This window comes from Paracoccus denitrificans, from assembly GCF_900100045.1.
In the GTDB taxonomy this organism is placed as follows: domain Bacteria; phylum Pseudomonadota; class Alphaproteobacteria; order Rhodobacterales; family Rhodobacteraceae; genus Paracoccus; species Paracoccus denitrificans.
In genome coordinates this window covers 101,529-128,013 of the sequence record NZ_FNEA01000014.1, presented here as the reverse complement: position 1 = coordinate 128,013, position 26,485 = coordinate 101,529, and the positions used below count along the sequence as shown (strand labels likewise).

Genomic DNA, 26,485 nt, shown 5'->3' with positions numbered 1-26,485 from the left:
CTTCATCCACGAACCATCGCGCGGGTCCCAGAGGCATTACGGCCTCACCGGCGCCAGGACCTGCCGTCCCGCGCCCCCGCCTGTTTCAGCGCGCTAGCTATGGGATTTTGCCCCGCATAGCAAGGACGAAGGCGGGATTCGCGGTGCCTGCGCCGGGTTTCGGGCTGCACGCCCCAAGAGGCGATGCAGGAAAATACCCGACCCCGATGCGACCCAGGGGCGAAAGGACGGATCACCCGGCAGTCCTTGGTTGAATTGGGCATTATGGCTTCATCGCGGATCGACTGCCCGTCGGGATTCGATTGACGCAAGGTCAGTTAGGGCAAGCGATCTTTCGCTTGCCGACGCGATCTACAGCCAGAAGTTGCAGCCCCCGGGAAATCAACGAGCTGCCGTTATTAGGTCAGCAAACGTAACCTAACTTATGGATATATTCCCTTCTTCCTGCCGGCAGTGCATACAGGCATCGTTCCGTAAGCGGTTGTTTGTTAACCTTGGTAAGCGGTTCTTTTGTTGTTTGTTCAAACCTGACCGGGCGGGTGCATGTCTGCCCCCGCCCGGTTGTGAAACGGCAGGGAACTGCCGGATTCCCCCAGTCACGATTGCATGTTTATCAGGCAGGATCTGCCCCGACTCGCTCATGGCGATTGTGTGCCATGGCAAACAAAACGATCAAATCAGAGACTTGAGACAACAGTTCTCGAAATGGCAAAGGCCGCCTTCCCAGGCGGCCTTTTCGCATTGCACCGGGGCTGAAATCAGCCGCGCGCGCGCACGACCTGCAACAGCGGCATGACCTCGGACATGTCCGGCCCATGCGCCTGGCCGGTCAGCGCCTTGCGCAGCGGCATGAACAGGCCCTTGCCCTTGCGGCCGGTCGCCTGTTTCACCGCATTGGTGAACTCGCCCCAGGTCGCATCGGTATAGGGCGGCGGCGGCAGCAGCTTCATCGCCTCGGCGATGAAATCGGCATCCTCGGGATCGATCTGCGGCTCGGCCCCCGTCGAGAAGATCTGCCACCAGCCGGCCAGATCGTCCAGCTTGGTGATGTTCTGCGAGGCGACGCGCCAGAACCGCTCGACCAGTTCGTCGGGCACGCCAAGCGCGGCAATGCGGTCCCGGACCTCGGCGAGGGGGCGCGACTGGTTCGCCTCGCGGGTCAGCGGCCACAGATCCTCGGCATCGAACTTGGTGGGCGAGGCGCCGAACTGGCCCAGATCGAACCCTTCGGCCAGTTCGTCCAGCGACATCTTCAGCTCGACCGGCTGCGACGAGCCCAGCCGCGCCATCAGCGACAAGAGCGCCTCGGGCGCCACGCCGCTCTCGCGCAGGTCGCGGATCGACAGCGTGCCCAGCCGCTTGGACAGCTCCTCGCCCTGCGCGCCGGTCAGCAGGCTGTGATGGGCAAAGGCCGGCGGCTCGGACCCCAGGGCGCGGATGATCTGGATCTGCGTCGCGGTATTGGTGACATGGTCGGCGCCGCGCACGATATGGGTCACGCCCATCTCGGCATCGTCGACCGAGCTGGCAAAGGTATAAAGCACCTGCCCGTCGGCGCGGATCAGCACCGGGTCCGAGACGCTGGCCGCATCGATGGAAATATCGCCCAGGATGCCGTCGGCCCACTCGATCCGTTCCTGATCCAGCAGAAAGCGCCAATAGCCGGCACGGCCCTCGGCGCGCAGCCTGTCCTTGTCCTCGGCCGAAAGCTTCAGGCCGGCGCGATCATAGACCGGCGGCTTGCCCATGTTGAGCTGCTTCTTGCGCTTCAGGTCCAGTTCGGTCGGGGTCTCGAACACCTCGTAGAGCCGCCCGGCGGCGCGCAGCCCCTCGGCCGCCTCGGCATAGCGGTCCAGCCGATCCGACTGCCGCTCGATCCGGTCCCAGGTCAGGCCCAGCCATTCCAGGTCGCGCTGGATGCCGTCGGCATATTCCTGCTTGGACCGCTCGCGGTCGGTATCGTCCAGCCGCAGGATGAAGGTGCCGCCCGCCTTGCGCGCGATCAGATAGTTCATCAGCGCCGTGCGCAGGTTGCCGACATGGATATGGCCGGTGGGCGAAGGGGCGAAACGGGTGGTGGTCATGGGAGGTCTCCTGTCCGCTTCGCTCTTTCACAAACGGCGGTTTTTGTCCATATCGGGACCAAAGACAGAGGTTAGCCGATGCTTGACTGGAAGAATGCCGAGGCCCCCGACGCGGCCATAATCGAGGAACTGGCGCGCGAGGCGATCGCCGGGCTGCCGCCGGAATTCGCCGGTCCCGCCGCGCAGGTCGTGCTGCGCATCGAGGATTTCGCCAGCGAAGAGTTCCTGGACGAGCTGGAGATCGACGATCCGCTGGAGCTGACCGGGCTTTACGACGGCGTGCCGATGACCGAGAAATCGGCGACCGATCCCCAGCATTTCCCCGATACGGTCTGGCTGTTCCGCCGCGCCATCCTGGACGAATGGGCCTCGCGCGGGAACGTGACGCTGGGCCAGTTGGTCGCGCATGTCGTGGTCCATGAATTCGCCCATCATTTCGGCTGGTCCGACGACGACATCGCCACCATCGACCGCTGGTGGGAATGATGGACCAGGCACCGATCCTGACCATCACGCTGAACCCGGCGCTGGACGTCACCACCGCCGCGCGGCAGGTGGTGCCCGACATCAAGCTGCGCTGCGAGGCGCCGCGCTTCGACCCGGGCGGCGGCGGCATCAATGTCAGCCGGGCGATCCGCGCCATGGGTGGCGACAGCACCGCGCTGGTGGCGCTTGGCGGCGCGACCGGGCAACGCATCGCCGGGCTGCTGGAGGAAACCGGCATCCCGCTCATGACCCTGCCCGCGCCGGGCGAGACGCGGCAGTCCCTGACCGTGGACGACCGCACCATCCGCCAGCAATACCGTTTCGTCATGCCCGGCCCGGAATGGTCCGCGGCCGATGTCGAGGCCGCGCTGGACACCGCCGCCGGGGCAGCTGCACCCGGTGCGCTGGTGGTGCTGTCGGGCTCGAACCCGCCGGGGGTGCCGGTGCGCTTTGCCGCCATGCTGGCCGAGCGGCTGCGCGGCACCGGCGCGCGGCTGATCGTCGACACCTCGGGCAAGGCGCTGGCCGAGGTCGCATCCGCCACCGACCGCCGGGTCGAGATCCTGCGCATGGACGACGAAGAGGCCCAGGGGCTGGCCGGCCGCCCCCTGCCCTATCGCGCCGACACGGCCGCCTTCGCGGCGGGGCTCGTCGCCTCGGGTGCGGCGCATGGGGTGATCGTGGCGCGCGGTCGCGACGGCAATATCATCGCCACCGACCAGGGCATCTGGCATGCCGAGGCCGCGCGGGTGCAGGTGGTCAGCAAGGTCGGCGCCGGCGACAGTTTCCTGGCCGGCTTCACGCTGGGCCATGCCCGCGGCTGGCCGGTCTGCGATGCGCTGGGGCTGGCGGCGGCCGCCGCCTCGGCGACAGTGCAGACCCCCGCGACCGAGCTGTGCCGGGGCGAGGATGTCGAGCGGCTGTTCGCCGCCCGCATGGTCACGCGGATGGGCGCCTAGCCGCGCCCGTCCATGCGCACGAAATCCAGCACGCTGCCCTGCGCCGGGCGCAGTTCGGACCAGGCGCCGATCTGGAAATCGACCACCAGGGTCGCCGCCGTCGGATAGCGACGGAAATCCGGGTCCAGCGGCGCCCGCGCCGGCAACATGGCGGCGAATTCCGCGATGCCGGGATTGTGGCCGATCATCATCACCGTGGGCGCCGAGGCGCTGCGCAGGATCTCCAGCATCTTCTCGGGCGTGGCGTGGTAAAGGCCCGGCTCGTAACGGATATGCGGCCGCACCTCCAGCGGCGCCATGGCGATGCCGGCCCAGGTCTCGCGCGTGCGCTCGGCGGTCGAGCACAGCACCTCCTCGGGCTCATAGCCGCGGCTGGCCAGCCAATCGCCCAATTCACGGGCCGAGCGGCGGCCGCGCGCGTTCAGCGGCCGGTCGTGATCCGGTTGCGCCGGATCGTCCCAGGACGATTTGGCATGACGGGTCAGGATCAGGCGGCAGTGTCCGAGTGGAGTCATCGAATTGCCTTTTCGGTCATGCGGTTAAGGTTGGGCAGCGGGACCGAGCCTGCCATAGCTTCCGCCGCGCGGGCAAGCCCTGTCTTCACCCCTCGCGCGCGCTTGGGCTCACAGCCCGCTGTCGCCCTGACGCAAGCCGCGCGGCTTGACCCGCGGCTCGGTCGAGCGGATCAGCGAACCCGCGCCATGCTCGGTGAACAATTCCAGCAGGCAAGCGTTCGGCACCCGCCCGTCCAGGATCACCACCGCGCGCACGCCCTCGTCCAGCGCCTTCAGCGCCGTCTCGGTCTTGGGGATCATGCCGCCGGCGATGGTGCCGTCGGCGATCATCGCCCGCACCTGGTCGGGATGCATCGCGGTCAACACCTCGCCCGAGGCATCCTTGACGCCCGCGACATCCGTCAGAAGCAGCAGCCGGTCGGCCCTGAGCGCGCCGGCTATCGCCCCCGCCGCCGTGTCGCCGTTGACGTTGAAGGTCTCGTTATCCTCCATCCCCGTCGCCACCGGGGCGATGACCGGGATCAGCCCGGCATTGTAGAGGTCGCGGATGATCTGCACGTTCATCTCGACCGGGCGGCCGACAAAGCCCAGCTCCGGGTCGTCCGGCTCGCAGACCATCAGGTCGTCGTCCTTGCCGGAAATGCCGACCGCGCGGCCGCCGGCATCGTTGATCGCCTGCACGATGCGCTTGTTCACAAGGCCCGACAGCACCATCTCGACCACCTCGACCGTCTCGCGGGTGGTGACGCGCTTGCCGCGCACGAAGCGGCTTTCGATGCCCAGCTTGCCCAGCAGGTCGTTGATCATCGGGCCGCCGCCGTGGCAGACGACCGGATGGATGCCGACCTGCTTCATCAGCACGATGTCGCGGGCGAATTCGGCCATGGCCTCATCGTCGCCCATGGCATTGCCGCCGAACTTCACCACCACCACGGCGCCCGAATAGCGCTGCATATACGGCAGGGCCTCGGACAGAGTGCGGGCGGTGGCGATCCAGTCACGGTTCATCTTCTGCTTTCTCATCGAAGGCCCCTGTTCGTCGCAACCGACCCTAGGACGCGGGCGCCGATCAGTCCAGAGCGCCGCGGCCAGGATTCGGCTCAGTCAAGACTGGCGATGATGGCGCGCAGCGTGGCGATGCCCTGGCCCTTCTCCGAGCTTGTGATCACAAGCTCGGGATAGGCGGCGGGATGCTTTTGCAACGCCTCCTGCACCTGCGCGACGGTGGCCTCCATGGCCTGCGCGCCGATCTTGTCGGCCTTGGTCAGCACGACCTGGAAGGGCACGGCCGAGCGGTCCAGCAGCTTCATGATCTCGTGATCGACATCCTTCACGCCATGGCGCGAATCGATCAGCGTGAAGGCCCGGCGCAGGGTCGGCCGGCCGGACAGGTAATTCTTCAGCAGCGCCTGCCATTTCGCCACCACCGCGACCGGCGCCTTGGCGAAACCATAGCCCGGCAGGTCCACCAGATAGGCCCGCTCGCCCAGGGTGAAATAGTTGATCTCCTGCGTGCGGCCCGGCGTGTTCGAGGCGCGCGCCAGCGACTTGCGCCCCGTCAGCGCGTTGATGAGGCTGGACTTGCCGGCATTCGAGCGGCCGGCAAAGCAGACCTCGGGACGATCCGCGGGCGGCAGCCCGTCCATGGCGACCACGCCCTTCAGAAAATCCACCGGGCCGGCAAAGAGCAGGCGCGCGGCCTCGGCCGACTCGGCGTCGGGCTCGGGGGCGATGGGAAAGGCGACCTTCATGCTTGCACCTCGTTACCCAGGGCGATGTCGCCGCCGGTCACCACCTCGGCATAGATGCCGAAATCGCGATGGCCGAATTGCGCCTCCAGCGCCGCGGGCATGTCGATGTCGATGCGGCCCGTGGCAGGATCGGCACTGGTCGCCGGACAGCGGCCGATGGTTTCGGTCACGCGCAGCTCGACCGTGCCCACGGTCAGCACATGGCCGATCAGGTCACGCTCGGCATAAGGCGCCCAGCCCTCCAGCCAGAGGTTGCCGCGCCAGCGTTCGACGCCCAGAGGCTTGCCCAGCCGCGCTTCCAGGTCGGCCAGGCTCGACAGCGACAGGATCGAGATCCAGGGCTGGTTCGCGTCGGTCCAGCCTGTCGGACCGCGCACGAGCCGCGTCGGCGCCGGCTTTTCCGCCGACCAGAGCGGGCGCACCCATTCCACGAGACGCGGCCCCTCGGTCGCGGGGTCGAAATCCAGGTCGGGCAGGTCGGGATGGGTCAGGCGGATGCGACCCCCCTCCGCCCCCTCTCCCCAGCCGCCTTGGACGGCCTGCAGCCCGGCCGAAGCCGCACCGCGCAGGAAACAGGATTTCGGCAGCCAGCGCCCCGGCACATCGCCGGCATGGCGCTCCCCCCCCTCGGTCAGCAGGGCCCAGAGCCGGTCCCCCGGCAGGCGTCGCGCCGCATCCAGACGGGTGCGGCGCAGGTCCTCGCCGCCGATCGCCTTGATCGGATGCCGGCGTATCCGGGCGATGCGGGCGGTCATTTGCCGCCCTTGTCCCCGCCCTTGTCCCCTGCCTTGGCCCGCGAGGGCAGGCTGGAGCGGATATTGCCGAAGAAGTCCGGCCGGTGGCCGTGCATCGACATGATCGTATACTGCTGGATGATGGTGATGGTGTTGTTGGTGATCCAGTAAAGCACCAGCCCCGAGGCAAAGCCGCCCAGCATGAACATGAACACCCAGGGCATCCAGGCGAAGATCATCTTCTGCGCCGGATCGGTGGGGGCCGGGTTCAGCTTTTGCTGCATCCACATCGAAACGCCCAGCAGGATCGCCAGCACCGGCAGGGTAAAGCTGTGCAGGAAGCTGCCCTGGCCCGGCGCCGCCCAGGGCAGCAGGCCGAACAGGTTCCACAGGCTCGACGGATCGGGCGCCGCAAGGTCGCGAATCCAGCCGATCCAGGGCGCGTGGCGCAACTCGATGGTGACGAAGATCACCTTGTAGAGCGCAAAGAAGATCGGGATTTGCAGCAGCACCGGCAGGCAGCCCGCGGCGGGGTTCACCTTTTCGCGCTTGTAAAGCTCCATCACCTCTTTCTGGAACTTCATCCGGTCGTCGCCGGTGCGTTCCTTGATCGCCTCCATCTGCGGTTGCAGCTCCTTCATCTTCGCCATCGAGATGTAGGATTTGCGCGCCAGCGGGAAGACCAGCAGCTTCAGCACGAAGGTCAGCGCGATGATCGCCCAGCCCATGTTGCCGATCATGCCATGCAGCCAGTGCAGCAGGCGGAAGATCGGCTTGGTCAGGAAGTAGAACCAGCCCCAGTCGATGGAATCGACGAAACGGTCGATGCCGGGATTGGTCTGATAGCCGTTGATGACCTCCCAGACCTTGGCGCCGGCGAAAAGATAGCTGGAGCTGGTGCCGGTCGCGCCGGGGGCGACGGTCTGCACCGGCATCCGCGCCTCGGTCTGGTAGATGTCGGCGCCGGGGGCGTATTTCGCCACCGCGGTAAAGGACTGGCCAGGCGCGGGTGCCAGGGTGGTCATCCAGTACTTGTCGGTAAAGCCGATCCAGCCGTTCTCCTGCACCTCGACCAGCTCGGCAGGCCCCTCGCCCGGCAGCGGGTCGAGCTTGGTCATGTCCTTGTATTTCTTTTCCAAGAGCTTGCCGTCGGTCATGCCGACTGCGCCCTCGTGCAGGACGAAGAAGTTCTGGGTGTCGGGCTTGCCGTGACGCGCCAGGATGCCGTAGGGCGCCGCCGAGAAGGGCGCGGTCCCGGTATTCTCCAGCGTCTGGGTCACGGTGAACAGGAACTTGTCGTCCAGCTCATAGGTGCGGCGGAAGATCTGCCCGGCGCCGTTGTCCCAGCGCAACGTGACCGGCTGGCCGGGGCCGAGCTTCGCGCCGGATTCGACCTCCCACACCGTAGCCGGGCCGGGAACCAGCGCCGGATCGGTGCCGGCCGCCGGCATCCAGCCATAGACCGCGTAATAGGGTTTCTGCACCGCAAGTTCCGCACCGCCGCCCGGCGCCACCGGGCTGCCCTCGGCCTGCACGGTGGTTTGCGCGGTCGGCGACAGCAGGCGCACGAAGGGCGACCTGGTATCCAACGTCTCGCGGTAGCCGGTCAGTTCAAGATCGTCGATGCGACCGCCCGCAAGCGAGATCGTGCCCGCAAGCGAGGAGGATTCGATCGCCACCCGCCCGGCATTGGCCGAGGGATCGCTGCTGGCCGCCGCTGCCTCCAGCTCCGGCGCCGCGCCTTGCGGCACCGCACCCGGCGTCGCAGGACCGCCGGCCTCGGGCTGGGCCGTGCCCTGGGTGCTGGCCGCTGGCGTATCCTGCGCGGGCGGCACCGGCTCGGGGGCGAAGAAGATCGACCAGACGAGCATGACGAGGGCGGAAAGCACCATCGCCAGGATGAGGTTGCGGTTGTTGTCTTGCATTCCGGACCAGCCCTTCGTCGTCACCCAGTCTGAGGGTTCGGGCCGCTTCAACAGAAGCGACCGGCAAAGGTCAAGGGAATTTGCCGGAAAACCGGGTCAGTTTCCACCCGACCCGAGGCTCTGCCCGCCTTGCCCCGGCGCCGTTCCGCATCGAACCGGCATGTCACGCGCCCGCGCCTATTTCGGCCAGCACCGCGTCCCATGCCGGATCTTTCCCGGCCTTCACGCCTTGCGGCGCAGGTCGAAGGGCGCGGGCAGCGACTGGTCGCGATCCAGCAGGAAGCCGTCGACCGCCGCAGCCTCCAGCGGCGGCACCACGGCCGGCCCCTGCACCGCGTTGAAGCCGATCTGGGCCAGGAAGGCATTCTCTTCTTGCGTCGCCACCCCATCGGCCAGGGTGGCAAGGCCCAGGTGGTCCGCCAGCGCGAGGATGGCCAGGATCATGCGTTGCTGGTCCGCATGCCGGTCGCAGCCGGAAACGAACCCGCGCCCGATCCGCACCCGGCCGATGCCGAAGCGGCGCAGATCGTCCAGCCCGGCGCTGCCGGTGCCGAAGTCGCCCAGGGCGATGGCGCAGCCTGCGGCCCTCAGCCGCCGTAAGCTGGCGGTCACCGGCATGCGGCCGCCGCTGCGGCCGATCGGCTCGCTCACCTCGATTTCCAGCCGCTGCGGGGCCAGGTCGTTCCGGTCCAGCTCCCACAGGATCGTATCTGCGATGGAGGCGTCCCCCAGCACCCTGTCGGACAACGGAAGGGACAGCAGAGGCACCGGCCTGCCCAGGCGGTCCCAGCCCCTGAGGCCGGCAAAAGCCTGGCGCAGCACATCGGCGACGACCTGTCCCAACGTCCCGTCATCAAGCCGCAGCTCAAGTTCGGCCAACCCGCAACTGTCGCCGCCGTCCAGCCATATCCGGGGCAGAACCCGCAGCGCCGCTACCTGACCCGTATCGCAGCAAAGCTGGGGCTGGAACAACAGTCCGACGCGGTCGAGCGCCAAGGCAGGGGGCGCAGCCTCCCGCCCGGTTTCGACATAGCGGACTTGCCCCACGGGCGAAAGCGGGCCGGACCCCTGCAAGGCCAGCCGGCCATGGGCGTAAAGCGCCGCCGCCCCCTGCCGGCCGGTTTCGTCTCCAACGATCGCAGCATTCACCAGTGGGCGGATGCGCAGCCCAGGCAGGCCGATCCCGTCCGCGCAGATGGCCTGCAAACGCGCCAGCAGCCCAGGCACCGCCTGACAGCCCCCGAAGGCAAGAAGGCCCAGGATTTCACCACAGCCGCGACTGCATCCTTGGGGCAACAACCGCAGTTCCGCCACCAGTCGCAACAGGAGACGGTCCAGCATCTGCTCCAGCAGCGCCGGGCCGATACTGTCGCGCAGCACCTCGACATTCTCGACCCGCAGGACCAGCGCAAGCCGGACCTTGCCCCGTGTCGCCCCCTCGCCCCTGACAAGCCTTGCCAGCCGTGACGCGGCCGCCGCGATTCCGTAAGCCATTGCCTGATCCGAATCTTGTTCCACGGATCGCAGGCTAGACCGGCGAAGCTTTTCGTTCCGTTAATGTTCGCGCAGGATCGGGACGTCTTTTTCCCTAAAATCCGACATATCCGGCATGAGCGCGGTGAAGTCGAACAGCTTGGGGTCCGGCAGATGCGAGGGGCGCACGTTCATCAGCGCCCGGAACATCACCCGACGCCGGCCGGGGCTGCGCGATTCCCATTCGTCCAGCAGCCTCTTGACCTGCATGCGCTGCAACCCTTCCTGGCTGCCGCACAGGTCGCAGGGAATCACCGGATAGTTCATCGCGCGGGCGAAACGGTCGCAATCGGCCTCGGCCACGAAGGCCAGCGGGCGCAGCACGTTCAGGTCGCCCTCTTCGTTCAACAGCTTCGGCGGCATCGAGGCCAGCCTGCCGCCATGGAACAGGTTCATGAAGAAGGTTTCTAGGATGTCGTCGCGGTGATGGCCCAGCACCACGGCCTGGCACCCCTCTTCGCGGGCGATGCGGTAGAGATTGCCCCGGCGCAGGCGCGAGCACAGGCTGCAATAGGTCCGGCCCTCGGGCACCTTTTCCTTCACGATGGAATAGGTGTCCTGGTATTCGATGCGGTGCGGCACCTGCCGCTGGGTCAGGAACTCCGGCAGGACGGTCGCCGGAAAGCCCGGCTGGCCCTGGTCGAGATTGCAGGCCAGCAATTCGACCGGCAGGAGCCCGCGCCATTTCAGCTCGTGCAACACGGCAAGCAGCGTATAGCTGTCCTTGCCGCCCGACAGGCAGACCAACCAGCGGTCGCCGGGGCGGATCATGTCATAGGTCTCGATCGCGGCGCGGGTCTCGCGCACCAGGCGCTTGCGCAGCTTGCGGAACTCGGTCGAGCCGGGCGCGCCGTGAAACAGCGGATGGATCTCCTCCGCTTCAAGATCCTGGGTCTCGCCGGTCTCGTCCCGCATCTGTCGATCCTTATCGCGCCTTGGCGCCCTGATTAGCATGAAAGCGCCGCGTCAGTCCTGCCGCGGCGCCTCGCTCCCCGGCACGGGGTCGAAGCCATGCCCGCCCCAGGGATGGCAACGGCAGACCCGCCGCGCCGCCAGCCAGCCGCCCTTAGCCGCACCATGCCGTTCCAGCGCCTCGAGCGCATAGGCCGAACAGGTCGGCTGGAAACGGCAGCCATGCCCGACCCAAGGGCTGGCCACCAGTCGATAGGCCCGCACCGGCAGCGCCAAAAGATGCGCGAAGGGGCTCATTTCCCGGCCTCGCGCGATGATCCGTGCACCCGCGCCAGTGCGGCGGCAAGATCGGCCCGCAACTCGGCGAAGCCGCGCTCGACCGTGGCGCCGGGGCGCCCGACCAGCACATAATCCCAGCCCGGCCGCGCCACGCCCGGCATGACTTCGCGCGCCAAGGCACGCAGCCGGCGCTTGGCGCGGTTGCGCGTCACGGCATTGCCCAGCTTCTTCGAACAGGTGAAGCCGACGCGGATCGCCTGCCCCGCCTCGCCCTCGGGCCGGCGACGGGCCTGGAGCAGAAAGCCCGGCATGCCCTGCCGGCGGGCCGAGGCCGCGCGCAGGAAATCCGCCCGCTTGCGCAGGGTTTCCAGTCGCATCCCCGAAACGTCAGAAGCCGCCCTGTCCGGAATCGCATCTGCGACGGTCCGGTCAGCGGCGGCGGTTCTGGTGGCGCTGTCCATCACGGCAAGCCCACGCCCTGCGGCGCGAGGGCTTACGCGCTGAGGGTCTTGCGGCCCTTGGCGCGGCGGGCGTTGATCACCCGGCGGCCGCCCTTGGTCGCCATGCGTGCGCGAAAGCCGTGGCGGCGGGCGCGAACCAGGTTCGACGGCTGGTAGGTGCGTTTCGACATCTTTCAACTCCGGGTCAGGGCGTGCCAGGGTATGGGCCATCGGCCCACGCAAGACGCGCCGGTCATTCGAGGCCCGCTGGATAGTCGCCCCCGCAGACCAAGTCAACCACATAGAACGGATTTCGCCACAGTTGCGGGTTCCGGGGAACCGGGACCATGTCACGCAGGTTTGAACTGCGTAATGTCAGCCACTATGTGAAGCAACGGCGCCGAGACGAAGGGAATAGCAAAGCTCACCATGCCCCTGAATAGCTTATCGGGCCGATTCGCGGTGATCACGGGCATTTTCGTGCTCCTGGCCGAATTGCTGATCCTGCTGCCCTCGATCGCGAACTATCGGTTGGATTTCCTGGAATCGCGGCTGGAGCGGGCGCAGATCGCCAGCCTTGCGCTGCTGGCGACGGACGAATCACTGGCCGCGGACCTGGAATCGGAACTGCTGGAGAATGCCGGCGTCTTCAACGTCGTCCTGCGGCGCAACGACGTGCGCCAGCTTGTGCTGTCCTCGCCCATTCCCGGGCCGATCGCGGCCACCTACGATCTGCGCGACCAGCCGTTCTGGACCTCGATCCGCGACGGCATGGCGCAGTTGGCCGATCCGCAGAACCGGGTGATCCGGGTGATCGGCGCGCCGGTGAACCAGGCCGGCCAGCTGATCGAGATCACCACCGACACCGAGCGGCTGCGCACCGAGATGATCGATTACGGCCTGCGGCTGTTGCTGATCTCGGCCGCCTTCTCGGTCCTGACCGCGCTGCTTCTGAACCTGGCGGCGCAGCGGCTGCTGCTGGTGCCGATCCGGCGCGTCATCAGCCACATGACCGCCTATGCCAATGCGCCCGAGGACGCGCGCTCGATCATCACCCCCAACGCGCGGCTGACCGAACTGAACGAGGCCGAGACGGCGCTGGCCGCCATGCAGCGCACCGTCACCTCGGCGTTGAAGCAAAAGGACCGGCTGGCGCAGCTGGGCCAGGCCGTGGCTCGCATCAGCCACGACCTGCGCAACATCCTGACCACGGCGCAGATCTTTGCCGACCGGCTGGAGACCAGCGCCGACCCCGCCGTGCGCCGCGCCGCGCCCAAGCTGGTGAATTCGATCAGCCGCGCGGTGAACCTGTGCGAGACGACGCTGGCCTTCGGCAAGGCCGAAGAGCCGGCGCCGGCCCTGTCGCGCTTCAACCTCTCGGCCTTGGTGACCGAGGTGACCGAGGGCGAGGCGCTGGCCTCCGACCGGCCGGACGGGGCCGAGCCCATCGAGTTCCTGACCGACATCCCGCCCAGCCTGATGATCCGCGCCGACCGCGACCAGCTGTTCCGGGTGCTGTCGAACCTGGTGCGCAATGCGCGGCAGGCCATCGAGGCCACGCGCCGGCCCGGCACCATCGAGATCGGCGCCGGCGAGGACGAGCAGGAATGGTGGATCCGCATCGGCGATACCGGCCCCGGCCTGCCCCAAAAGGCGCGGGATTTCCTGTTCCAGCCCTTCTCGGGCGGCTCGCGCAAGGGCGGCACCGGGCTTGGCCTTGCCATCGCGGCGGACCTGGTGCGCAATCACGGCGGCCGGCTGGAGCTTTTGCGCAGCGACGAGGAAGGCACGCAGTTCATCCTGCACCTGCCGCGCGAACTGGCCGGGCTTGCCGCGCAGGTAGAGGCTGCGGCAGGCCAGCGCTGACGCCGATGTCAGAAAAAGTTTCCGCCGAAGCTCATTTTGGCCTTGCGCCCCCCCGGCGCTCACTCTAAATCACCGCCTCACAGCGGACCCGTAGCTCAGCTGGATAGAGCACCAGACTACGAATCTGGGGGTCGGGCGTTCGAATCGCTCCGGGTCCGCCATTTATCATCCAGACATCATTATCGTTTCTACGCCGCCCCATGCGGGCGCCGGCATGTGCAGGCATGCTCCGAAAAGGCCGAATTGCGGCTTGGAGTAGGTGGTTGCGACGTATCGCAACCCGTCCCGGGCACGCCGCCGACCGCCAGCCGGATGGGCCGAATCTGTCGCATGAATTGTGAGGCTGAGGCCAAGGCATATCCTCACGGCGAAGACCACACCGCGCAGGATTGAAAAACATGGCGCCGTCCACCCAAGCATAAGCGTTCTACGACGAATCGTCGGGCAGGATCGCATTGTCATTGTCCGATGTGCACAAGGAGGCAGCGTCCCAGGACGAAACGGTCAGGTCGCCCGCCGGTCCAGCCGCGGGAATACCCTGTGATACGAGGTGCTGGCGTGCCAGGATCGGGGCACAGCGGATCGGGAATGCTCGCCCGGGCGCAGAGGCTTTCGGCAACCCCGCGACAATTCCGCCCCCTTGTCATCGGGACACGATATGCTTCATCATGCACATCGTTAGGCAGGCCAACCGCAGGGCCAGGGAGGAATGGGCATGGATATCCGATATGTCTGCTCGGACGACGAGCGCAGGACCGACGCGGTGCTGACCGGCGTGGCCGAGCGGGCGGCGCACGCGGGGATCGGGCTTGCGGGGACGGTGCAGCCGGTCGACCCGGATCTCGCACAGGAAAAATGCCATATCGTCCTTGCCCTGCTGCCCGACGGGGCGCGGCACGACATCAGCTTTCCACTGCAACCGGGCGTCACCGGCTGCCGTCTGGATGCCGGCGCACTGGAGCAGGCGGTGCTGGTCGTCCACGAACGGCTGCCCGGGGCGCAGGGACTGGTCGTCAACAAATTCGGCAAGCAGGAGGCCGCCGGGCGCGGCCTCGTCACCGCCATCGGCGACGCCTGCGCGCGGGGGATCCCGGTGCTGGTCGGCGTCTCGCCGGCATGGCTCGATGCCTTCCTTGCCTTCTCGGATGGACAGGCCCAGCCGCTGCCTGCCGATGAAGAACGGGTCTTCGCATGGCTGCGGGACGCCTGCTCACACCCCGCGACCGCCTGAACACCAGATCCCGAGGTCATCGCCATGAAGCTCAGCGCCAGAAAGATCCTGCCCGGCACCGTGATCGAGATCGCCGGGGCCGCACTTGGACCGACGGTCGACACCCGCGCCTCGGCGGTGATCGAGGCGTCCGACGTGATGGTCGGGACGGATGGCTGAGACCTGCGCCGATCCCATCCGGCCGCATGAGCTGGCCGTGCCGATGCCGGAGCGCTTCGACGCGCAGCTCTGGTTCATCGGCCGCATCCATACGCCATGGACCAGGCGCGGCGAATGCCCGCGCCGGGGCGACCCGGACAACGGCCCCGCCTGCCGGATCGAGGTCTTCGAACCCTGGACCCCGGGCCTTTCGGGCATCGCGAAACACGGCCACCTGCAGATCCTCTATTGGATGGATCAGGCGCGGCGCGACCTGGTGTTGCAGAACCCCAATTACGGCGACCGCGCGACGGGGACTTTCGCCCTGCGCTCGCCCGTGCGGCCCAATCCGGTCGCCTCGTCCATCGTGCGGCTTCTGGCCGTCGAAGGGCCGGTGCTGACCGTGCGCGGGCTCGACTGCCTGGACGGCACGCCGCTGATCGACATCAAGGCCGAATTCGGAGCCGCGCCATGATGCCGCTTTCCCGCCGCCTTCTTGTCGGCGCCTTGCTGGCGGCGGCATTCGCCCTGCCCGCACCGGCCTTCGAAGGACGGACCGTCACCGACGCCACGGGTCGCACGGTGCAGATCCCCGCCGATCCGGCGCGGGTCTTTGCCGCCGGCCCCCCGGCCGCGGTGCTGCTCTATGCCCTGAAGCCCGAGGCGATGGTCGGCTGGGTCAGCGCCCCCAAGCCCGAGGCGCTGCCCTTCCTGCGCCCCGACGCGGCCGGCCTGCCCGAGCTGGGCCGGTTGACCGGCAGGGGCGATACGCTGAACCTCGAGGTCCTGCTGTCCTCCGGCCCCGACCTGATCGTCGATTACGGAACCGTCAACGACACCTATATCGACCTTGCCGCCCGCATCCAGGACCAGTTGGGCCTGCCCTATGCCCTGATCGACGGCAGCTTCGCGCATATGCCGCAGGGGATCCGAGAGATGGCCGGCATCCTCGGCGTGCCCGGGCGCGGCGAGGAACTGGCGGCCTATGCCGAAGGAACCCTTGCCGATCTCGACGCCCTTCTGGCCGGGATACCGGAGCAGGACCGCCCGACTGTCTATCTGGCGCGCGGCCCCGAAGGGCTGGAGACCCCTGCCAGGGGCTCGATCAATGCCGAGATCATCGAGCGGGTCGGCGCCCGCAACCTGGCCGAGGCCGAAACCCGCGGCCTTGCCACCGTGTCGCCCGAACAGGTCCAGGCCTGGGCGCCCGAGGTCATCATCACCATCGACCGGGATTTTGCCGCCAATGTCGGGCGGATGCCGGAATGGCAGGGCATCCCGGCGGTGGCGAACGGCCGGGTCTACCTGGCGCCCGCGGCGCCCTTCGGCTTCATCGACGCGCCGCCCTCGGTCAACCGGCTGGCGGGACTGGTCTGGCTGTCGCACAAGCTTTATCCCACCGCCGCGACAGGCGACCTGCGCGCCGAGATCGCCGATTTCTACGACCTCTTCTATGGCATGCGCCCCGACGAGGCTGCGCTGACGGGCCTGCTGGGTGAGTGACCGGCGCCTGACCGGGATGCTGGCGCTGGGGCTCGTCGTGGCGATGATGGCTGCGGCGGCGATCGGGCCCTTCGCCCTGTCGCCCGGCCGGATTCTGGCGGTTCTGTCCGGCGACAGGTCGGATGCGCAGGCGGTCACGGTGCTGTGGAACATCCGCCTGCCGCGGGTGATGGCCGCCGCCATGGTCGGCGCGGCGCTGGCGGCAGCCGGGGCGGCCTATCAGACCACGTTCCGCAACCCGCTCGTCTCGCCGGATATTCTGGGCGTGTCCGCGGGCGCGGGCTTCGGCGCGGTGCTGGGCCTGCTGCTGGGCCTGCCGGTGATGGCGATCCAGCTTCTGGGTTTTGCCATGGGGCTGGCCACGGTGGGGCTGGTCCTGGGCCTGACCCTGGCGCTGCGGGGCACCGGACAGGTGCTGGTCATGGTGCTGTGCGGCATCGCCATCGGGGCCCTGGCGGGAGCCGGCATTTCGCTGGTCAAGCTGCTGGCGGACCCCGAGCAGCAATTGCCCGCGATCACCTTTTGGCTGATGGGCAGCCTTGCCGGCGTGAAGCGCCCCGATCTGGCGGCTGCGCTTCCCGCGCTGCTGATCGGCGCCGCACCGCTGCTGGCCCTGCGCTGGCGGATCGGGCTGCTGGCCATGGGCGATGACGAGGCCCGGGCCATGGGCATCGATGCGACGCGCCTGCGGCTGCTGGTCATCGCCTGCGCCACGCTGATGACGGCGGCAGCGGTGGCGCTGGCCGGGGTGATCGGCTGGATCGGGCTGATGGTGCCGCATATGGCACGGCTGCTCACCGGGCCGCGCTTCGACCGGCTGCTGCCCGCCGCCATCCTGATCGGCGCGGGCTTCATGGTGCTGGTCGACACCGCCGCCCGCAGCATCGCGACGCTGGAAGTGCCGCTGGGCATCCTGACGGCGGTCTTGGGTGCTCCGGTCTTCGTCTGGCTGCTGGCACGCGGGGCAAGGCCATGGAGCGAGTGACCCCGCTGATCGAGGCCCACGGCCTTGCCGTCGGCCATCGCGGCAAGGCACTGATCGCAGGTATCGAGCTGCGCCTCGATGCGGGGCGGGTGCTGTGCCTTCTGGGTCCGAACGGCGCCGGCAAGACGACGCTGTTCCGCACCCTGCTGGGCCTGATCCCGCCCATCGCGGGCGAGATCGCGCTGGACGGCCGGCCGCTGGCCCGGCTGACGCGCGCCCGGATCGCCCGCCACCTGGCGCATGTGCCGCAGGCGCTGGCCACGCCCTTCGCCTTCAGCGCGCTCGACATCGTGCTGATGGGTGCGGCCGCCGGCCTGGGGCCCTTCGACCGTCCCGGCAAGGCCGAGGCCGAGCGGGCCATGGCGGCGCTGGATACGCTCGGCATCGCCGATCTCGCGCATTCCGAGGTGACGCGGCTGTCGGGCGGCCAGCGCCAGCTTGTGTTGATCGCCCGCGCACTGGCGCAGGATGCCGGCGCCATCGTCATGGACGAGCCGACGGCAAGCCTTGATTTCGCCAACCGGATCCGGGTGGGCCGGGCGGTCCGGGGGCTGGCCCGCGCGGGCATCGGCGTGATCCTGTCCAGCCACGACCCCAACCAGGCGGCCGCGCTTGGCGACGACGCCCTGCTGATGAATCGCCACGGCGTGATCGCCTGCGGTCCCGTCGACGAAACCATGACCGCCGGGAACCTGACCCGGCTTTACGGCATCAGGGTCCGGCGCGAGCAAGGCTCGGACGGGCGCCTGCGCTTTTCCTGACAGGCCCCGCAGACGGCCCGCGCGTCGGTCACTGCCGCGCCAGCCAGTCGGTGATGCTGCGGCGCAGGTTCGTCTCGCCCAGGGCGCGGGCATCGTCGATCAGCCGCCTCAACTCGCTCAGGTCGACCCGCCGGATCAGGTGCTTGACCGGCCCGATCGAGGCCGGACGCATCGACAGCCGCCGGAAGCCAAGCGCCGCCAGCGTCACCGCCTCGATCGGCCGGCCGGCATCCTCGCCGCAGAACGACACCGGCACCCGCGCCTCGTCGCAGCGCTGCACGATCTGGTCCAGCAGCGAGATGAACGAAGTGTTCAGCGTGTCATAGCGCCGCCGCACCCGCTCGTTCTCGCGGTCGGCAGCAAAGAAGAACTGCTTCAGGTCGTTGCCGCCGACCGAGATGAAATCGCACATCTCGAAGAACTTCTTCGGCGCAAAGGCCAGCGAGGGCGTCTCGAGCATCGCGCCGACCCGGATGTCCGAGGGCATCGCATGACCCAGCCGCTGTTCGCGCGCCAGTTGCTCCATCAGCAGCTTGTGCGCCTCTTCGAACTCGCCCATCTCGGTGATGAAGGGGAACATCACATGCAGCGGCCGCCCGACCGCGGCGCGGATCAGCGCCTGCAGCTGCATCCGCAGCACGCCGCGCTTGTCCAGCCCCACGCGGATCGCCCGCCAGCCCATGGCCGGGTTCGGCTCGTCCTGCGGCTTCATGTAGGGCAGCACCTTGTCCGAGCCGATGTCCAGCGTGCGGAACATCACCGGCTTGCCATGGGCGTTGTCCAGGACATAGGCGTAAAGCGCCGCCAGCTCGCCCCGGCGCGGCACACGGGTCCGGGTCAGGAATTGCAGCTCGGTGCGGAACAGCCCCACCCCTTCGGCGCCCGAGCTTTCCAGGCTGGGCAGGTCGGCCATCAGTCCCGCATTCATGTAAAGCTGGACCGTCGCGCCGCATTTGGCGGTGGCAGGCAGGTCGCGCAGCCCGGCGTAGCGTTTCTGCGCCTCGGCCTGCATGGCCATCTTGTCGCGGAACGCCTTGGCGACCGTGTCCTCGGGGCGCAGATGCACCACGCCCATGTCGCCGTCCACCAGGATCGGATCGCCGTTCAGCGCCTCGGAGGTGATGCGCTCGGCATGGATCACCAGCGGGATCGCCAGCGCCCGAGCCACGATGGCGGCATGGCTGCCGACCGAGCCCTCTTCCAGCACCACGCCCTTCAGGCGCCGGCCGTAATCCAGCAGCTCGGCCGGGCCGATGTTGCGGGCGACCAGGATCGGATCGTCGGGCATCTCGGCGCCAGTGTCGCGGCCCTGCCCGGTCAGGATGCGCAAAAGCCGATTCGACAGGTCGTCCAGGTCGTGCAGCCGGTCGCGCAGATAGGGATCGGCGGCGCTTTCCAGCCGGGCACGGGCCTGGCTCTGCTCTTTCTCGACCGCGGCCTCGGCGGACAGGCCCAGATCGATCGCCTCTTCCATCCGGCGCAGCCAGCTGCGGGAATGGGCGAACATGCGATAGGTTTCCATGACCTCGGCCGAATCGCCCGCCCCCATGTCGGTGGCGGCCAGCATCGAATCGACGGTGGTGCGCAGCATGGCCACGGCCTCGTTCAGCCGGGCCTTTTCCTTCAGCGGATCGTCGGCGACCGGGTTCGTGACCACGACGCGCGGCTCGTGCAGCCAGACGCGGCCCTCGGCGCAACCCTCCTGCCCGGTGCCGCCGCGCAACATGACCGGAAAGCGGTGGAGATGCGGCAGGCTGTCGGCCTGGGTGCCCAGAAAGGCGCCCAGTTCGGCCATCTCGGCCAGCACCATGGCGACGACTTCCAGGCCGTAGACCTCGTCCTCGCTGAACTGGCGGGCGTCGCGGGACTGCACCACCAGCACGCCGAGCTTTTCGCCCACGCGCTGGATCGGCACGCCGAGATAGCTGGAATAAACCTCCTCGCCGGTCTCGGGCATGTAGCGGAAACCGGGCTCGGCGGGGGCGTTGGCGGTGTTCACATGCCGCCCGGTGCGGGCGACGCGGCCGACCAGCCCCTCGCCCAGGCGCAGCCGGGTCTTGTGCACCGATTCGGGCTTCAGCCCCTCGGTCGCGCACAACTCAAGCGTGTCGGGATCGCGGAAAAGATAGATCGAGCAGACCTCGGTTCCCATCGAATCGGCGATGTGATGGGTGATCTGGTCCAGACGGTCCTGGCCGCCCCCGGGGGCGGCCAAGGTTTCGCGCAGCCGCAGCAGCAGCTTGCGCGAGTCGCTTTCCTTGCGTTCGGGCATAATCCTCCCGCTTCAGCCTATCGGCCCGGATTCAGGGCTTTTCCAGTTCGAAGGCATCATGCAGCGCCTGAACCGCCAGTTCCATATACTTGCGGTCGATCAGCACCGAAATCTTGATCTCGCTGGTGGAGATCACCTTGATGTTGATGTTTTCATCGGCCAGTGCCTTGAACATGCGCGCGGCGACCCCGGCATGGCTGCGCATGCCGATGCCCACGACCGAGACCTTGGCGACCTCGGTGTCCACGACCAGGTCGTCATAGGCGATATGGCCGGCGGCCTTGGCATCCTCCATCGCCTTGCGGGCGCGGGCCACCTGGTTCACCGGGCAGGAAAAGGTCATGTCGGTCACCGAGCCGGGGTGATCCTCGTAATCCTTTTCCGAGATGTTCTGCACGATCATGTCCACGTTCACGCCGGCCTCGGCCAGCGGCGCGAAGATCGCGGCCGAGATGCCGGGGCGGTCCTCGACGGTGACCAGGGTGATCTTGGCCTCTTCGCGGGAATAGGCGACGCCGTTGACGACTTTCGATTCCATGATTTCATCCTCATCGCAGACCAGGGTGCCGCTGTTCTCGTCGGTTTCCTCGAACGAGGACAGCACCCGCAGGCGGACCTTGTAGCGCATCGCCAGCTCGACCGAGCGGGTCTGGAGCACCTTGGCCCCCAGGCTGGCGAGTTCCAGCATCTCCTCGAAGGCGATCTTCTTCAGCTTGCGCGCTTTCGAGGTGATGCGCGGATCGGTGGTATAGACCCCGTCCACATCGGTATAGATGTCGCAACGCTCGGCCCCGAAGGCGGCGGCGAAGGCGACGGCGGTGGTGTCCGAACCGCCGCGGCCCAGCGTGGTGATGCGGTTGTCCGAGCCGAGGCCCTGGAAGCCCGCGACCACGGCGACCCGCATGCCCTCGGCGAATTTCTGGTCGATATTGTCGCGCGGGATGCTGACGAACCGCGCCGCAGAATGCTGCGAGGTGGTGTTGATCGGCACCTGCCAGCCCTGCCAGCTGCGCGCGGGCACGCCCAGCTCCTGCAGGGTCAGCGCCATCAGCCCGGCGGTGATGTTCTCGCCCGAGGCGACGACGGCGTCGTATTCGCGGGCGTCGAACAGCGGCGAGGTCGCCTCGACCCAGCCGACCAGCTCGTTCGTCTTGCCCGACATGGCGCTGACGATGACGATCACGTCGTAGCCACGCTCGACTTCGCGCTGAACCTTCAGCGCTGCGTTCTTGATGCGGTCCAGGTCGGCAACCGAGGTGCCGCCGAATTTCATCACCAGAAGCGGCATTCCCTTGCCCCCAGCATCACCAGTTTTCCGGGGCGCCTTCTAGGGTCGGGACGGAAAAAGAACAAGGGGCGGCAGGCAATTCCCGAACTTTACAGTGCATTATTTTGCCTGCACCGCCGCCGGGGCGGGCGGGATCTTGATACGACGCGCGCCGGGCCGCAAAAGGACGGTCATGAAAGTGACGCATGACGAATCCACCTTTACCCTGACCGGAACGATCTGGTCGGCCACCTATCCCCTGGACGAGCTGCCGAAATGGCTGGCCTTCTATCGCGGCCGCAAGGCGCGCTTTCCCAAGGCCGGCAACAGCTATGACGCCACCATCGCCGCGCTGGAGGAACTGGAGCGGCGCCTGGCCGCCAAGACCTAGGCGCCGCTGCGGTCGCGCCAGCGGCTATGGATGTTCTCGCAATGGGCCGTTTCGGAAAAGACGTGGTCCATCAGCACCATGAAGGCACTGCGCCAGGGCGATGGCGGCTGCCGATAGACGCGCGAGCAAAGCGGCTCGGATTGCTGTCCCCCAAGCGTCCGGTTGATGCAGACGGACGCGCTCCACCAAGCGTTCATGAGAACCTCACCTACTCATCAAAACACCTTCGATCAGACGAATGTGACGCCCGGGAAACAGCTGGGCGCCCATCCCGATATGAAGCGGCTGTGATGCAGCAAAGTCACGCTGGCTTTTTCGGCAGGCGGACCCGGAAACGGGCGGCCCGTGGGTCCCAAAGCACGCTGCGGAAAGGAAAGTGGTCGGGGCGAGAGGATTTGAACCTCCGGCCTACGGTACCCAAAACCGTCGCGCTACCAGGCTGCGCTACGCCCCGGACCTGTCGCGCTGTCTAGCGGCAGACCGCGCGGGGGGAAAGGGAAAACTGACGCCGTTCGTTCCGACGCGCCGCCTCAGTCGCAGGGCGCCAGCGCGCCGTCCTGCGGCAGGCGCGGATGCGACAGCACCATGCCGGGGCGGATGCCTAGCCGCGCCGCGTCGCCCCCCGGCACCTCCAGCACCATCAGGCGCTCGGGTTCAGGATCGCCGGGCGCGGCGCCGGGAATCTCGGTCTCGTCCAGCGGCTGCGCCATGGGATGGACGTGACGCACCTCGCCGCGCGCGTCGATGAAGATCATGTCGAGCGGGATCAGCGTGTTGCGCATCCAGAAACTGATTGGCTGCGGCGATTCGTAGATGAACAGCATGCCCTGCCCCGGCGGCAGGTCGCGGCGGAACATCAGGCCCCGCGCGCGTTCCTTGCCGGAATCGGCAATCTCGACCGAGACTTCGACGGGCGCGCCCCTGCCTTGGAACAGCGCCCGATCGGGATGGCATGTGGCCGCAAGGGCCAGGGATGGATTGTAGGCAAGAAGAGCTAGAAAAACCGTTGCGGCCCGCAACTTCATACCGCGCCCGCGACCAGCCGCAGTTTAGCGAGCGCGGCCGCTCCCCCCGGTTGCGACTGCCGCGCCTCGATCGCGGCTCTTTCCCAGGAAAGGATTTGCGCGGCCATCATCCCCCGCCGCCCATCGACCACCCGCAGCGCGATGGCCTCGCCCACGGCCAGGTCGGCAAAGCCCGAATGGCGCAGCACCTCGACGTGCAGGAACACGTCGGCCTTGTCGGCAAAGATGTTGGCAAAGCCGAATCCCTTGGCCTTGTCGAACCATTTCACCCGTGCCGGCAGCAGCGGCAGCTGCGCGATCTCTTCCGGCGTGGCCGAGCACAGATCGGCGATGGCCGGCATCGGCTCGCTGGCCGGGGGCGTGATCTCCAGCACCTCGACCGCCTGCATGCCGCGCGGCGTCTTCTGAATGATGGCAATGACATGAGAGCCCTCGGCAACCGAGCTCTGACCGAAATTCCTCAGCACGTTGGCGTGCAGCAGAATGTCGGCGCCTCCATCGGGATCGGTCAGGAAACCGAAGCCCTTGCTGCCATCGAACCATTTCACGACGCCCGCAATCTTGCGCTGTTGCCCGTCGTCTTCTTCCATGTCGTCCTGTCACCCGTTTGAAACCAGAAACAACCCGAAACTCCGGTTCCAGATCCTTCGATCTGGACTGAACGAAGGTGGAGCCGAATTGGTCAGGTTTTCCATACCATGGATAAATCCCGAACCCGCATCAAGGGCTAAGACGGCAGACTTGCCATAAACTTTGCGGAACTTCCTGCCCCTCATCCCGCAAGGCACTGTTTTCGCCCTGATAACTGGATTTGGTCCAGCGAAAGCGATCATGCAGGCGGAAGGCGCCATCGGCCCAGAACTCGATCTGGACCGGATGAATTCGATAGCCGCCCCAATGCGGCGGACGCGAAGGATTCAACCCAAGGCTGATTCCCAGCCGCGCAACTTCGGCCATCAGCGCACCGCGGCTGGCCAAGGGCCGGCTCTGCCGCGAAGCCCAGGCGCCGATCCGCGATTGCAAGGGACGCGAGGCGTAATAGGCATCGGCCAGCTCCGGCTCGACCCGGGTGACATGGCCGCGCACGCGAATCTGCCGGCGCAGGGATTTCCAGTGCATGACGAAGGCGGCGACGCCGGTGGCCTCGATCTCGACCCCCTTGGCACTTTCGTAATTGGTGTAGAAGACAAAGGAACCGTCCGCCGCACCGCCCTCGATATCCTTCAAGAGCACCATGCGCGCATCGGGCAGGCCGTCCGCATCGACGGTGGCCAGCGCCATGGCGTTGGCGTCGTTCGGCTCGGTCCTCTCGGCCTCGGCCAGCCAGCTGCGCGCGATGGCGAAAGGGTCGTCGCCCGCGAAAATTCCGCCACGATCGCTCATGGCTGCCTGCTTGCCGACACTTGATGCCTCCTTGCAGTTGTCCTAATCCTGCTGAAAACCGAAGAAGCGCGAAGGACAGTAGCATGTCAAGTGACGGCGGGAATGGGCTGATGAAGGGTCGCCGCGGCCTCATCATGGGTCTGGCGAACGACAAGTCCATCGCCTGGGGCATTGCCAGGGCATTGGCCGAGCAAGGCGCCGAGTTGGCCTTTTCCTATCAGGGCGAGGCGCTCAAGCGCCGGGTCGAGCCGCTGGCCGCCCAGATCGGTTCGGACCTGCTGGCCGAATGCGACGTCTCGGACGAGGCGTCCATCGACGGGCTGTTCTCGACCATCGCGGAACGCTGGGACAGCCTGGACTTCATCGTCCACGCCATCGGCTTTTCCGACAAGGAACAGCTGCGCGGCCGCTATGCGGAAACCACGCGCGACAACTTCCTGATGACCATGGACATCTCGGTCTATTCCTTCACCGCCGTGGCGCGCCGCGCCGCCGCGATGATGCAGAACGGCGGCTCGATGCTGACCCTGACCTATTACGGGGCCGAGCGGGTGATGCCGCATTACAACGTCATGGGCGTTGCCAAGGCCGCGCTCGAGGCGTCCGTGCGCTATCTGGCCGAGGATTTCGGCAAGGACGGCATCCGCGTCAACGCCATCTCGGCCGGGCCGATCAAGACCCTGGCCGCCAGCGGCATCGGCGATTTCCGCTATATCCTGAAATGGAACGAGCTGAACTCGCCCCTGCGCCGCAACGTCACCATCGACGATGTCGGCAAGTCGGCGGTCTATCTGCTGTCCGACCTGGGCTCTGGCGTGACGGGCGAAACCCATCACGTCGATTCCGGCTATCACATCGTCGGCATGAAGGCGGTGGACGCACCCGACATCGCCACCGCGAAAAAGGACTGATCCCTCGCGATGAGCGCCGAACAGGTCATCGCGCTTGTCTCGGCGCTGTCGCTGGCGATCCTGACCCCCGGCCCGGCGATCATCGCCACCGTGCAGACCGCCTTTGCCCATGGCCGCAGCCGCGCCCTGCCCTATGCGCTGGGGCTGGCCTCGGGCGCTTCGCTGTGGTGCCTTTTCGCGCTGGCGGGGCTGGCGGTGCTGTTCCGGCTGCATCCCGCGCTGTTCGCGGGGTTGAAGGTCTTCGGCGGCTTCTACCTGCTGTGGTTCGCCTGGACGCTGTGGCGTGCCGCGACCCAACCGCTGCCCAAGGCGGCAGGCGGCGTCTCCAAGGGCTATTGGGGCGGGATCGCGCTGAACCTCTCCAATCCCAAGCCCGCACTGTTCTATGCCGCGCTGATCCTGTCGGTCTTTCCCGAGCCGATGGCGATCGCGCGGCAGGCGCTGATCTATGGCATCTGCCTGGGGACCGAGCTGTTCTGGTATGCGCTGGTCGCCGTTCTGATGTCGACAGCCATGATGCGCACGCGCTATTTTGCCGCAAAGTTCTGGATCGACCGGGCCGCCAGCGTCGCGATGGCGTTGCTGGGCCTGCTGTTGATCGTCAACCACTAAGGAGCCAGCATGAACGATCGCCTGCCCCATGAACGCGGATTCCACATCAGCTGGGACCAGCTGCACCGCGACGCCCGCGCCCTGGCCTGGCGGCTCGAGGATCGCCCGTGGCGCGCGATCCTGGCCATCACGCGGGGCGGGCTGGTGCCGGCGATGATCGTCGCGCGCGAGCTTGACGTGCGCGTGATCGACACGATCTCGGTCAAGTCCTATCGCGGCAAGGGCGGGCAGGAACGCGGCGCGGTCACGGTTCTGAAGGCCCCCGACCCGGCGGTGATGCTGGACGGCGACGGCATTCTGGTGGTGGACGACCTGGTCGATTCGGGCCGTACGCTGGAACATGTGCGCACCATGTATCCCAAGGCGCATTTCGCCACCGTCTATGCCAAGCCCAAGGGCCGGCCGATGGTCGAAACCTATGTGACCGAGGTCAGCCAGGACACCTGGATCTTCTTCCCCTGGGACATGGCGCTGCAATACGTCCAGCCCTATCGCGGCGAGGATTGAGCCCGGGGACGCACG

30 protein-coding genes and 2 tRNA genes are annotated in these 26,485 nt (G+C 67.3%); 14 read left to right on the top strand and 18 right to left on the bottom strand.

The window, feature by feature from the left end; all coding sequences use genetic code 11:
- Window positions 1–758: 758 nt before the first annotated feature.
- Window positions 759–2,084: a glutamate--tRNA ligase gene (gene gltX / locus BLT64_RS14115; protein ID WP_011747223.1), complete on the bottom strand. Its 1,326-nt coding sequence runs from the start codon at window positions 2,082–2,084 to the stop codon at window positions 759–761.
- Between the two features lie 78 nt (window positions 2,085–2,162).
- Between gltX and BLT64_RS14110 the strand changes: the two genes are divergently transcribed.
- Both BLT64_RS14110 and BLT64_RS14105 read left to right on the top strand, forming a co-directional pair.
- Complete coding sequence (locus tag BLT64_RS14110; protein ID WP_011747222.1) at window positions 2,163–2,570, top strand: metallopeptidase family protein; 408 nt, start codon at window positions 2,163–2,165, stop codon at window positions 2,568–2,570.
- The gene (locus BLT64_RS14105; protein WP_011747221.1) at window positions 2,570–3,529 is read left to right on the top strand and encodes a 1-phosphofructokinase family hexose kinase; all 960 of its coding nucleotides are present in this window, start codon (window positions 2,570–2,572) and stop codon (window positions 3,527–3,529) included. The genes BLT64_RS14110 and BLT64_RS14105 overlap by 1 nt, the downstream gene beginning before the upstream one ends.
- On the opposite strand, the gene BLT64_RS14100 is transcribed toward BLT64_RS14105, so the two are convergent.
- The 10 genes from BLT64_RS14100 to rpmH form a co-directional block, all read right to left on the bottom strand.
- Window positions 3,526–4,044 (bottom strand): SixA phosphatase family protein, encoded by a 519-nt coding sequence (locus tag BLT64_RS14100; RefSeq protein ID WP_011747220.1) that lies wholly within the window; start codon window positions 4,042–4,044, stop codon window positions 3,526–3,528. The two genes, BLT64_RS14105 and BLT64_RS14100, sit on opposite strands and share 4 nt — an antisense overlap.
- Before the next feature lie 108 nt (window positions 4,045–4,152).
- Window positions 4,153–5,052 (bottom strand): acetylglutamate kinase, encoded by a 900-nt coding sequence (gene argB, locus BLT64_RS14095; RefSeq protein WP_041530094.1) that lies wholly within the window; start codon window positions 5,050–5,052, stop codon window positions 4,153–4,155.
- A 92-nt stretch (window positions 5,053–5,144) separates the two neighbouring features.
- Window positions 5,145–5,795, bottom strand: a complete 651-nt coding sequence (gene yihA / locus BLT64_RS14090; protein ID WP_011747218.1) for a ribosome biogenesis GTP-binding protein YihA/YsxC — start codon at window positions 5,793–5,795, stop codon at window positions 5,145–5,147.
- Entirely contained in the window at window positions 5,792–6,550 is a 759-nt protein-coding gene (locus tag BLT64_RS14085; RefSeq protein WP_011747217.1) for an MOSC domain-containing protein, read from the bottom strand. Before BLT64_RS14085 ends, yihA begins: the two co-directional genes overlap by 4 nt.
- Window positions 6,547–8,454, bottom strand: a complete 1,908-nt coding sequence (yidC, locus tag BLT64_RS14080; RefSeq protein WP_011747216.1) for a membrane protein insertase YidC — start codon at window positions 8,452–8,454, stop codon at window positions 6,547–6,549. The genes BLT64_RS14085 and yidC overlap by 4 nt, the downstream gene beginning before the upstream one ends.
- A 222-nt stretch (window positions 8,455–8,676) precedes the next feature.
- A complete protein-coding gene (locus BLT64_RS14075) occupies window positions 8,677–9,948 on the bottom strand; it encodes an EAL domain-containing protein (RefSeq protein WP_011747215.1) in 1,272 nt (423 codons plus the stop codon).
- A gap of 60 nt (window positions 9,949–10,008) precedes the next feature.
- The gene (ttcA, locus tag BLT64_RS14070) at window positions 10,009–10,902 is read right to left on the bottom strand and encodes a tRNA 2-thiocytidine(32) synthetase TtcA (RefSeq protein WP_011747214.1); all 894 of its coding nucleotides are present in this window, start codon (window positions 10,900–10,902) and stop codon (window positions 10,009–10,011) included.
- Between the two features lie 51 nt (window positions 10,903–10,953).
- A complete protein-coding gene (gene yidD, locus BLT64_RS14065) occupies window positions 10,954–11,196 on the bottom strand; it encodes a membrane protein insertion efficiency factor YidD (protein WP_011747213.1) in 243 nt (80 codons plus the stop codon).
- Window positions 11,193–11,639, bottom strand: a complete 447-nt coding sequence (gene rnpA / locus BLT64_RS14060) for a ribonuclease P protein component (RefSeq protein WP_041529782.1) — start codon at window positions 11,637–11,639, stop codon at window positions 11,193–11,195. Before rnpA ends, yidD begins: the two co-directional genes overlap by 4 nt.
- 32 nt (window positions 11,640–11,671) lie before the next feature.
- Window positions 11,672–11,809, bottom strand: coding sequence for a 50S ribosomal protein L34 (rpmH, locus tag BLT64_RS14055; RefSeq protein WP_011747211.1), 138 nt, complete (start codon window positions 11,807–11,809; stop codon window positions 11,672–11,674).
- Window positions 11,810–12,047: 238 nt separating this feature from the next.
- Here rpmH and BLT64_RS14050 point away from each other — a divergent pair, with 238 nt between their 5' ends.
- The 8 genes from BLT64_RS14050 to BLT64_RS14020 all read left to right on the top strand — a co-directional run bounded on the left by BLT64_RS14050 (window position 12,048) and on the right by BLT64_RS14020 (window position 18,102).
- Complete coding sequence (locus BLT64_RS14050; RefSeq protein ID WP_011747210.1) at window positions 12,048–13,484, top strand: ATP-binding protein; 1,437 nt, start codon at window positions 12,048–12,050, stop codon at window positions 13,482–13,484.
- Window positions 13,485–13,568: 84 nt separating this feature from the next.
- Window positions 13,569–13,645 (top strand) — tRNA-Arg (locus tag BLT64_RS14045).
- A gap of 554 nt (window positions 13,646–14,199) precedes the next feature.
- The gene (locus BLT64_RS14040; RefSeq protein ID WP_041530093.1) at window positions 14,200–14,715 is read left to right on the top strand and encodes a DUF2478 domain-containing protein; all 516 of its coding nucleotides are present in this window, start codon (window positions 14,200–14,202) and stop codon (window positions 14,713–14,715) included.
- 24 nt (window positions 14,716–14,739) lie between these two features.
- Window positions 14,740–14,874, top strand: a complete 135-nt coding sequence (locus BLT64_RS27635; RefSeq protein WP_011747207.1) for a hypothetical protein — start codon at window positions 14,740–14,742, stop codon at window positions 14,872–14,874.
- The gene (tsaA, locus tag BLT64_RS14035; RefSeq protein WP_011747206.1) at window positions 14,867–15,328 is read left to right on the top strand and encodes a tRNA (N6-threonylcarbamoyladenosine(37)-N6)-methyltransferase TrmO; all 462 of its coding nucleotides are present in this window, start codon (window positions 14,867–14,869) and stop codon (window positions 15,326–15,328) included. Before BLT64_RS27635 ends, tsaA begins: the two co-directional genes overlap by 8 nt.
- Window positions 15,325–16,356, top strand: coding sequence for an iron ABC transporter substrate-binding protein (locus tag BLT64_RS14030; protein ID WP_011747205.1), 1,032 nt, complete (start codon window positions 15,325–15,327; stop codon window positions 16,354–16,356). Before tsaA ends, BLT64_RS14030 begins: the two co-directional genes overlap by 4 nt.
- On the top strand, window positions 16,349–17,341 hold the full coding sequence (locus tag BLT64_RS14025; RefSeq protein ID WP_230998701.1) for a FecCD family ABC transporter permease: 993 nt from the start codon (window positions 16,349–16,351) through the stop codon (window positions 17,339–17,341). Before BLT64_RS14030 ends, BLT64_RS14025 begins: the two co-directional genes overlap by 8 nt.
- On the top strand, window positions 17,329–18,102 hold the full coding sequence (locus BLT64_RS14020) for an ABC transporter ATP-binding protein (protein ID WP_011747203.1): 774 nt from the start codon (window positions 17,329–17,331) through the stop codon (window positions 18,100–18,102). The genes BLT64_RS14025 and BLT64_RS14020 overlap by 13 nt, the downstream gene beginning before the upstream one ends.
- Before the next feature lie 28 nt (window positions 18,103–18,130).
- On the opposite strand, the gene ptsP is transcribed toward BLT64_RS14020, so the two are convergent.
- Both ptsP and BLT64_RS14010 read right to left on the bottom strand, forming a co-directional pair.
- Window positions 18,131–20,374, bottom strand: coding sequence for a phosphoenolpyruvate--protein phosphotransferase (gene ptsP, locus BLT64_RS14015; RefSeq protein ID WP_011747202.1), 2,244 nt, complete (start codon window positions 20,372–20,374; stop codon window positions 18,131–18,133).
- Window positions 20,375–20,405: 31 nt separating this feature from the next.
- Entirely contained in the window at window positions 20,406–21,662 is a 1,257-nt protein-coding gene (locus BLT64_RS14010; RefSeq protein ID WP_011747201.1) for an aspartate kinase, read from the bottom strand.
- Between the two features lie 172 nt (window positions 21,663–21,834).
- Here BLT64_RS14010 and BLT64_RS14005 point away from each other — a divergent pair, with 172 nt between their 5' ends.
- Window positions 21,835–22,032, top strand: a complete 198-nt coding sequence (locus BLT64_RS14005; protein WP_041530092.1) for a hypothetical protein — start codon at window positions 21,835–21,837, stop codon at window positions 22,030–22,032.
- Here the strand turns inward: BLT64_RS14005 and BLT64_RS14000 are convergent.
- The 5 genes from BLT64_RS14000 to pdxH form a co-directional block, all read right to left on the bottom strand.
- Window positions 22,029–22,229, bottom strand: a complete 201-nt coding sequence (locus BLT64_RS14000; RefSeq protein ID WP_041529781.1) for a hypothetical protein — start codon at window positions 22,227–22,229, stop codon at window positions 22,029–22,031. The genes BLT64_RS14005 and BLT64_RS14000 overlap by 4 nt on opposite strands.
- A gap of 180 nt (window positions 22,230–22,409) precedes the next feature.
- Window positions 22,410–22,486 (bottom strand) — tRNA-Pro (locus tag BLT64_RS13995).
- A gap of 76 nt (window positions 22,487–22,562) precedes the next feature.
- Window positions 22,563–23,057, bottom strand: coding sequence for a DUF192 domain-containing protein (locus BLT64_RS13990; protein ID WP_011747200.1), 495 nt, complete (start codon window positions 23,055–23,057; stop codon window positions 22,563–22,565).
- Window positions 23,054–23,647, bottom strand: a complete 594-nt coding sequence (locus BLT64_RS13985) for a cold-shock protein (protein WP_011747199.1) — start codon at window positions 23,645–23,647, stop codon at window positions 23,054–23,056. The genes BLT64_RS13990 and BLT64_RS13985 overlap by 4 nt, the downstream gene beginning before the upstream one ends.
- 130 nt (window positions 23,648–23,777) lie before the next feature.
- On the bottom strand, window positions 23,778–24,440 hold the full coding sequence (pdxH, locus tag BLT64_RS13980; RefSeq protein ID WP_011747198.1) for a pyridoxamine 5'-phosphate oxidase: 663 nt from the start codon (window positions 24,438–24,440) through the stop codon (window positions 23,778–23,780).
- A gap of 83 nt (window positions 24,441–24,523) precedes the next feature.
- Here pdxH and fabI point away from each other — a divergent pair, with 83 nt between their 5' ends.
- From fabI to gpt, 3 genes are read left to right on the top strand one after another with little or no spacing between them, the layout of a single operon-like run.
- Complete coding sequence (fabI, locus tag BLT64_RS13975) at window positions 24,524–25,351, top strand: enoyl-ACP reductase FabI (protein WP_011747197.1); 828 nt, start codon at window positions 24,524–24,526, stop codon at window positions 25,349–25,351.
- A 9-nt stretch (window positions 25,352–25,360) separates the two neighbouring features.
- Window positions 25,361–25,963, top strand: coding sequence for a LysE family translocator (locus tag BLT64_RS13970; protein WP_011747196.1), 603 nt, complete (start codon window positions 25,361–25,363; stop codon window positions 25,961–25,963).
- Window positions 25,964–25,972: 9 nt separating this feature from the next.
- Complete coding sequence (gene gpt / locus BLT64_RS13965) at window positions 25,973–26,470, top strand: xanthine phosphoribosyltransferase (protein ID WP_011747195.1); 498 nt, start codon at window positions 25,973–25,975, stop codon at window positions 26,468–26,470.
- The last annotated feature ends 15 nt before the right edge of the window (window positions 26,471–26,485 follow it).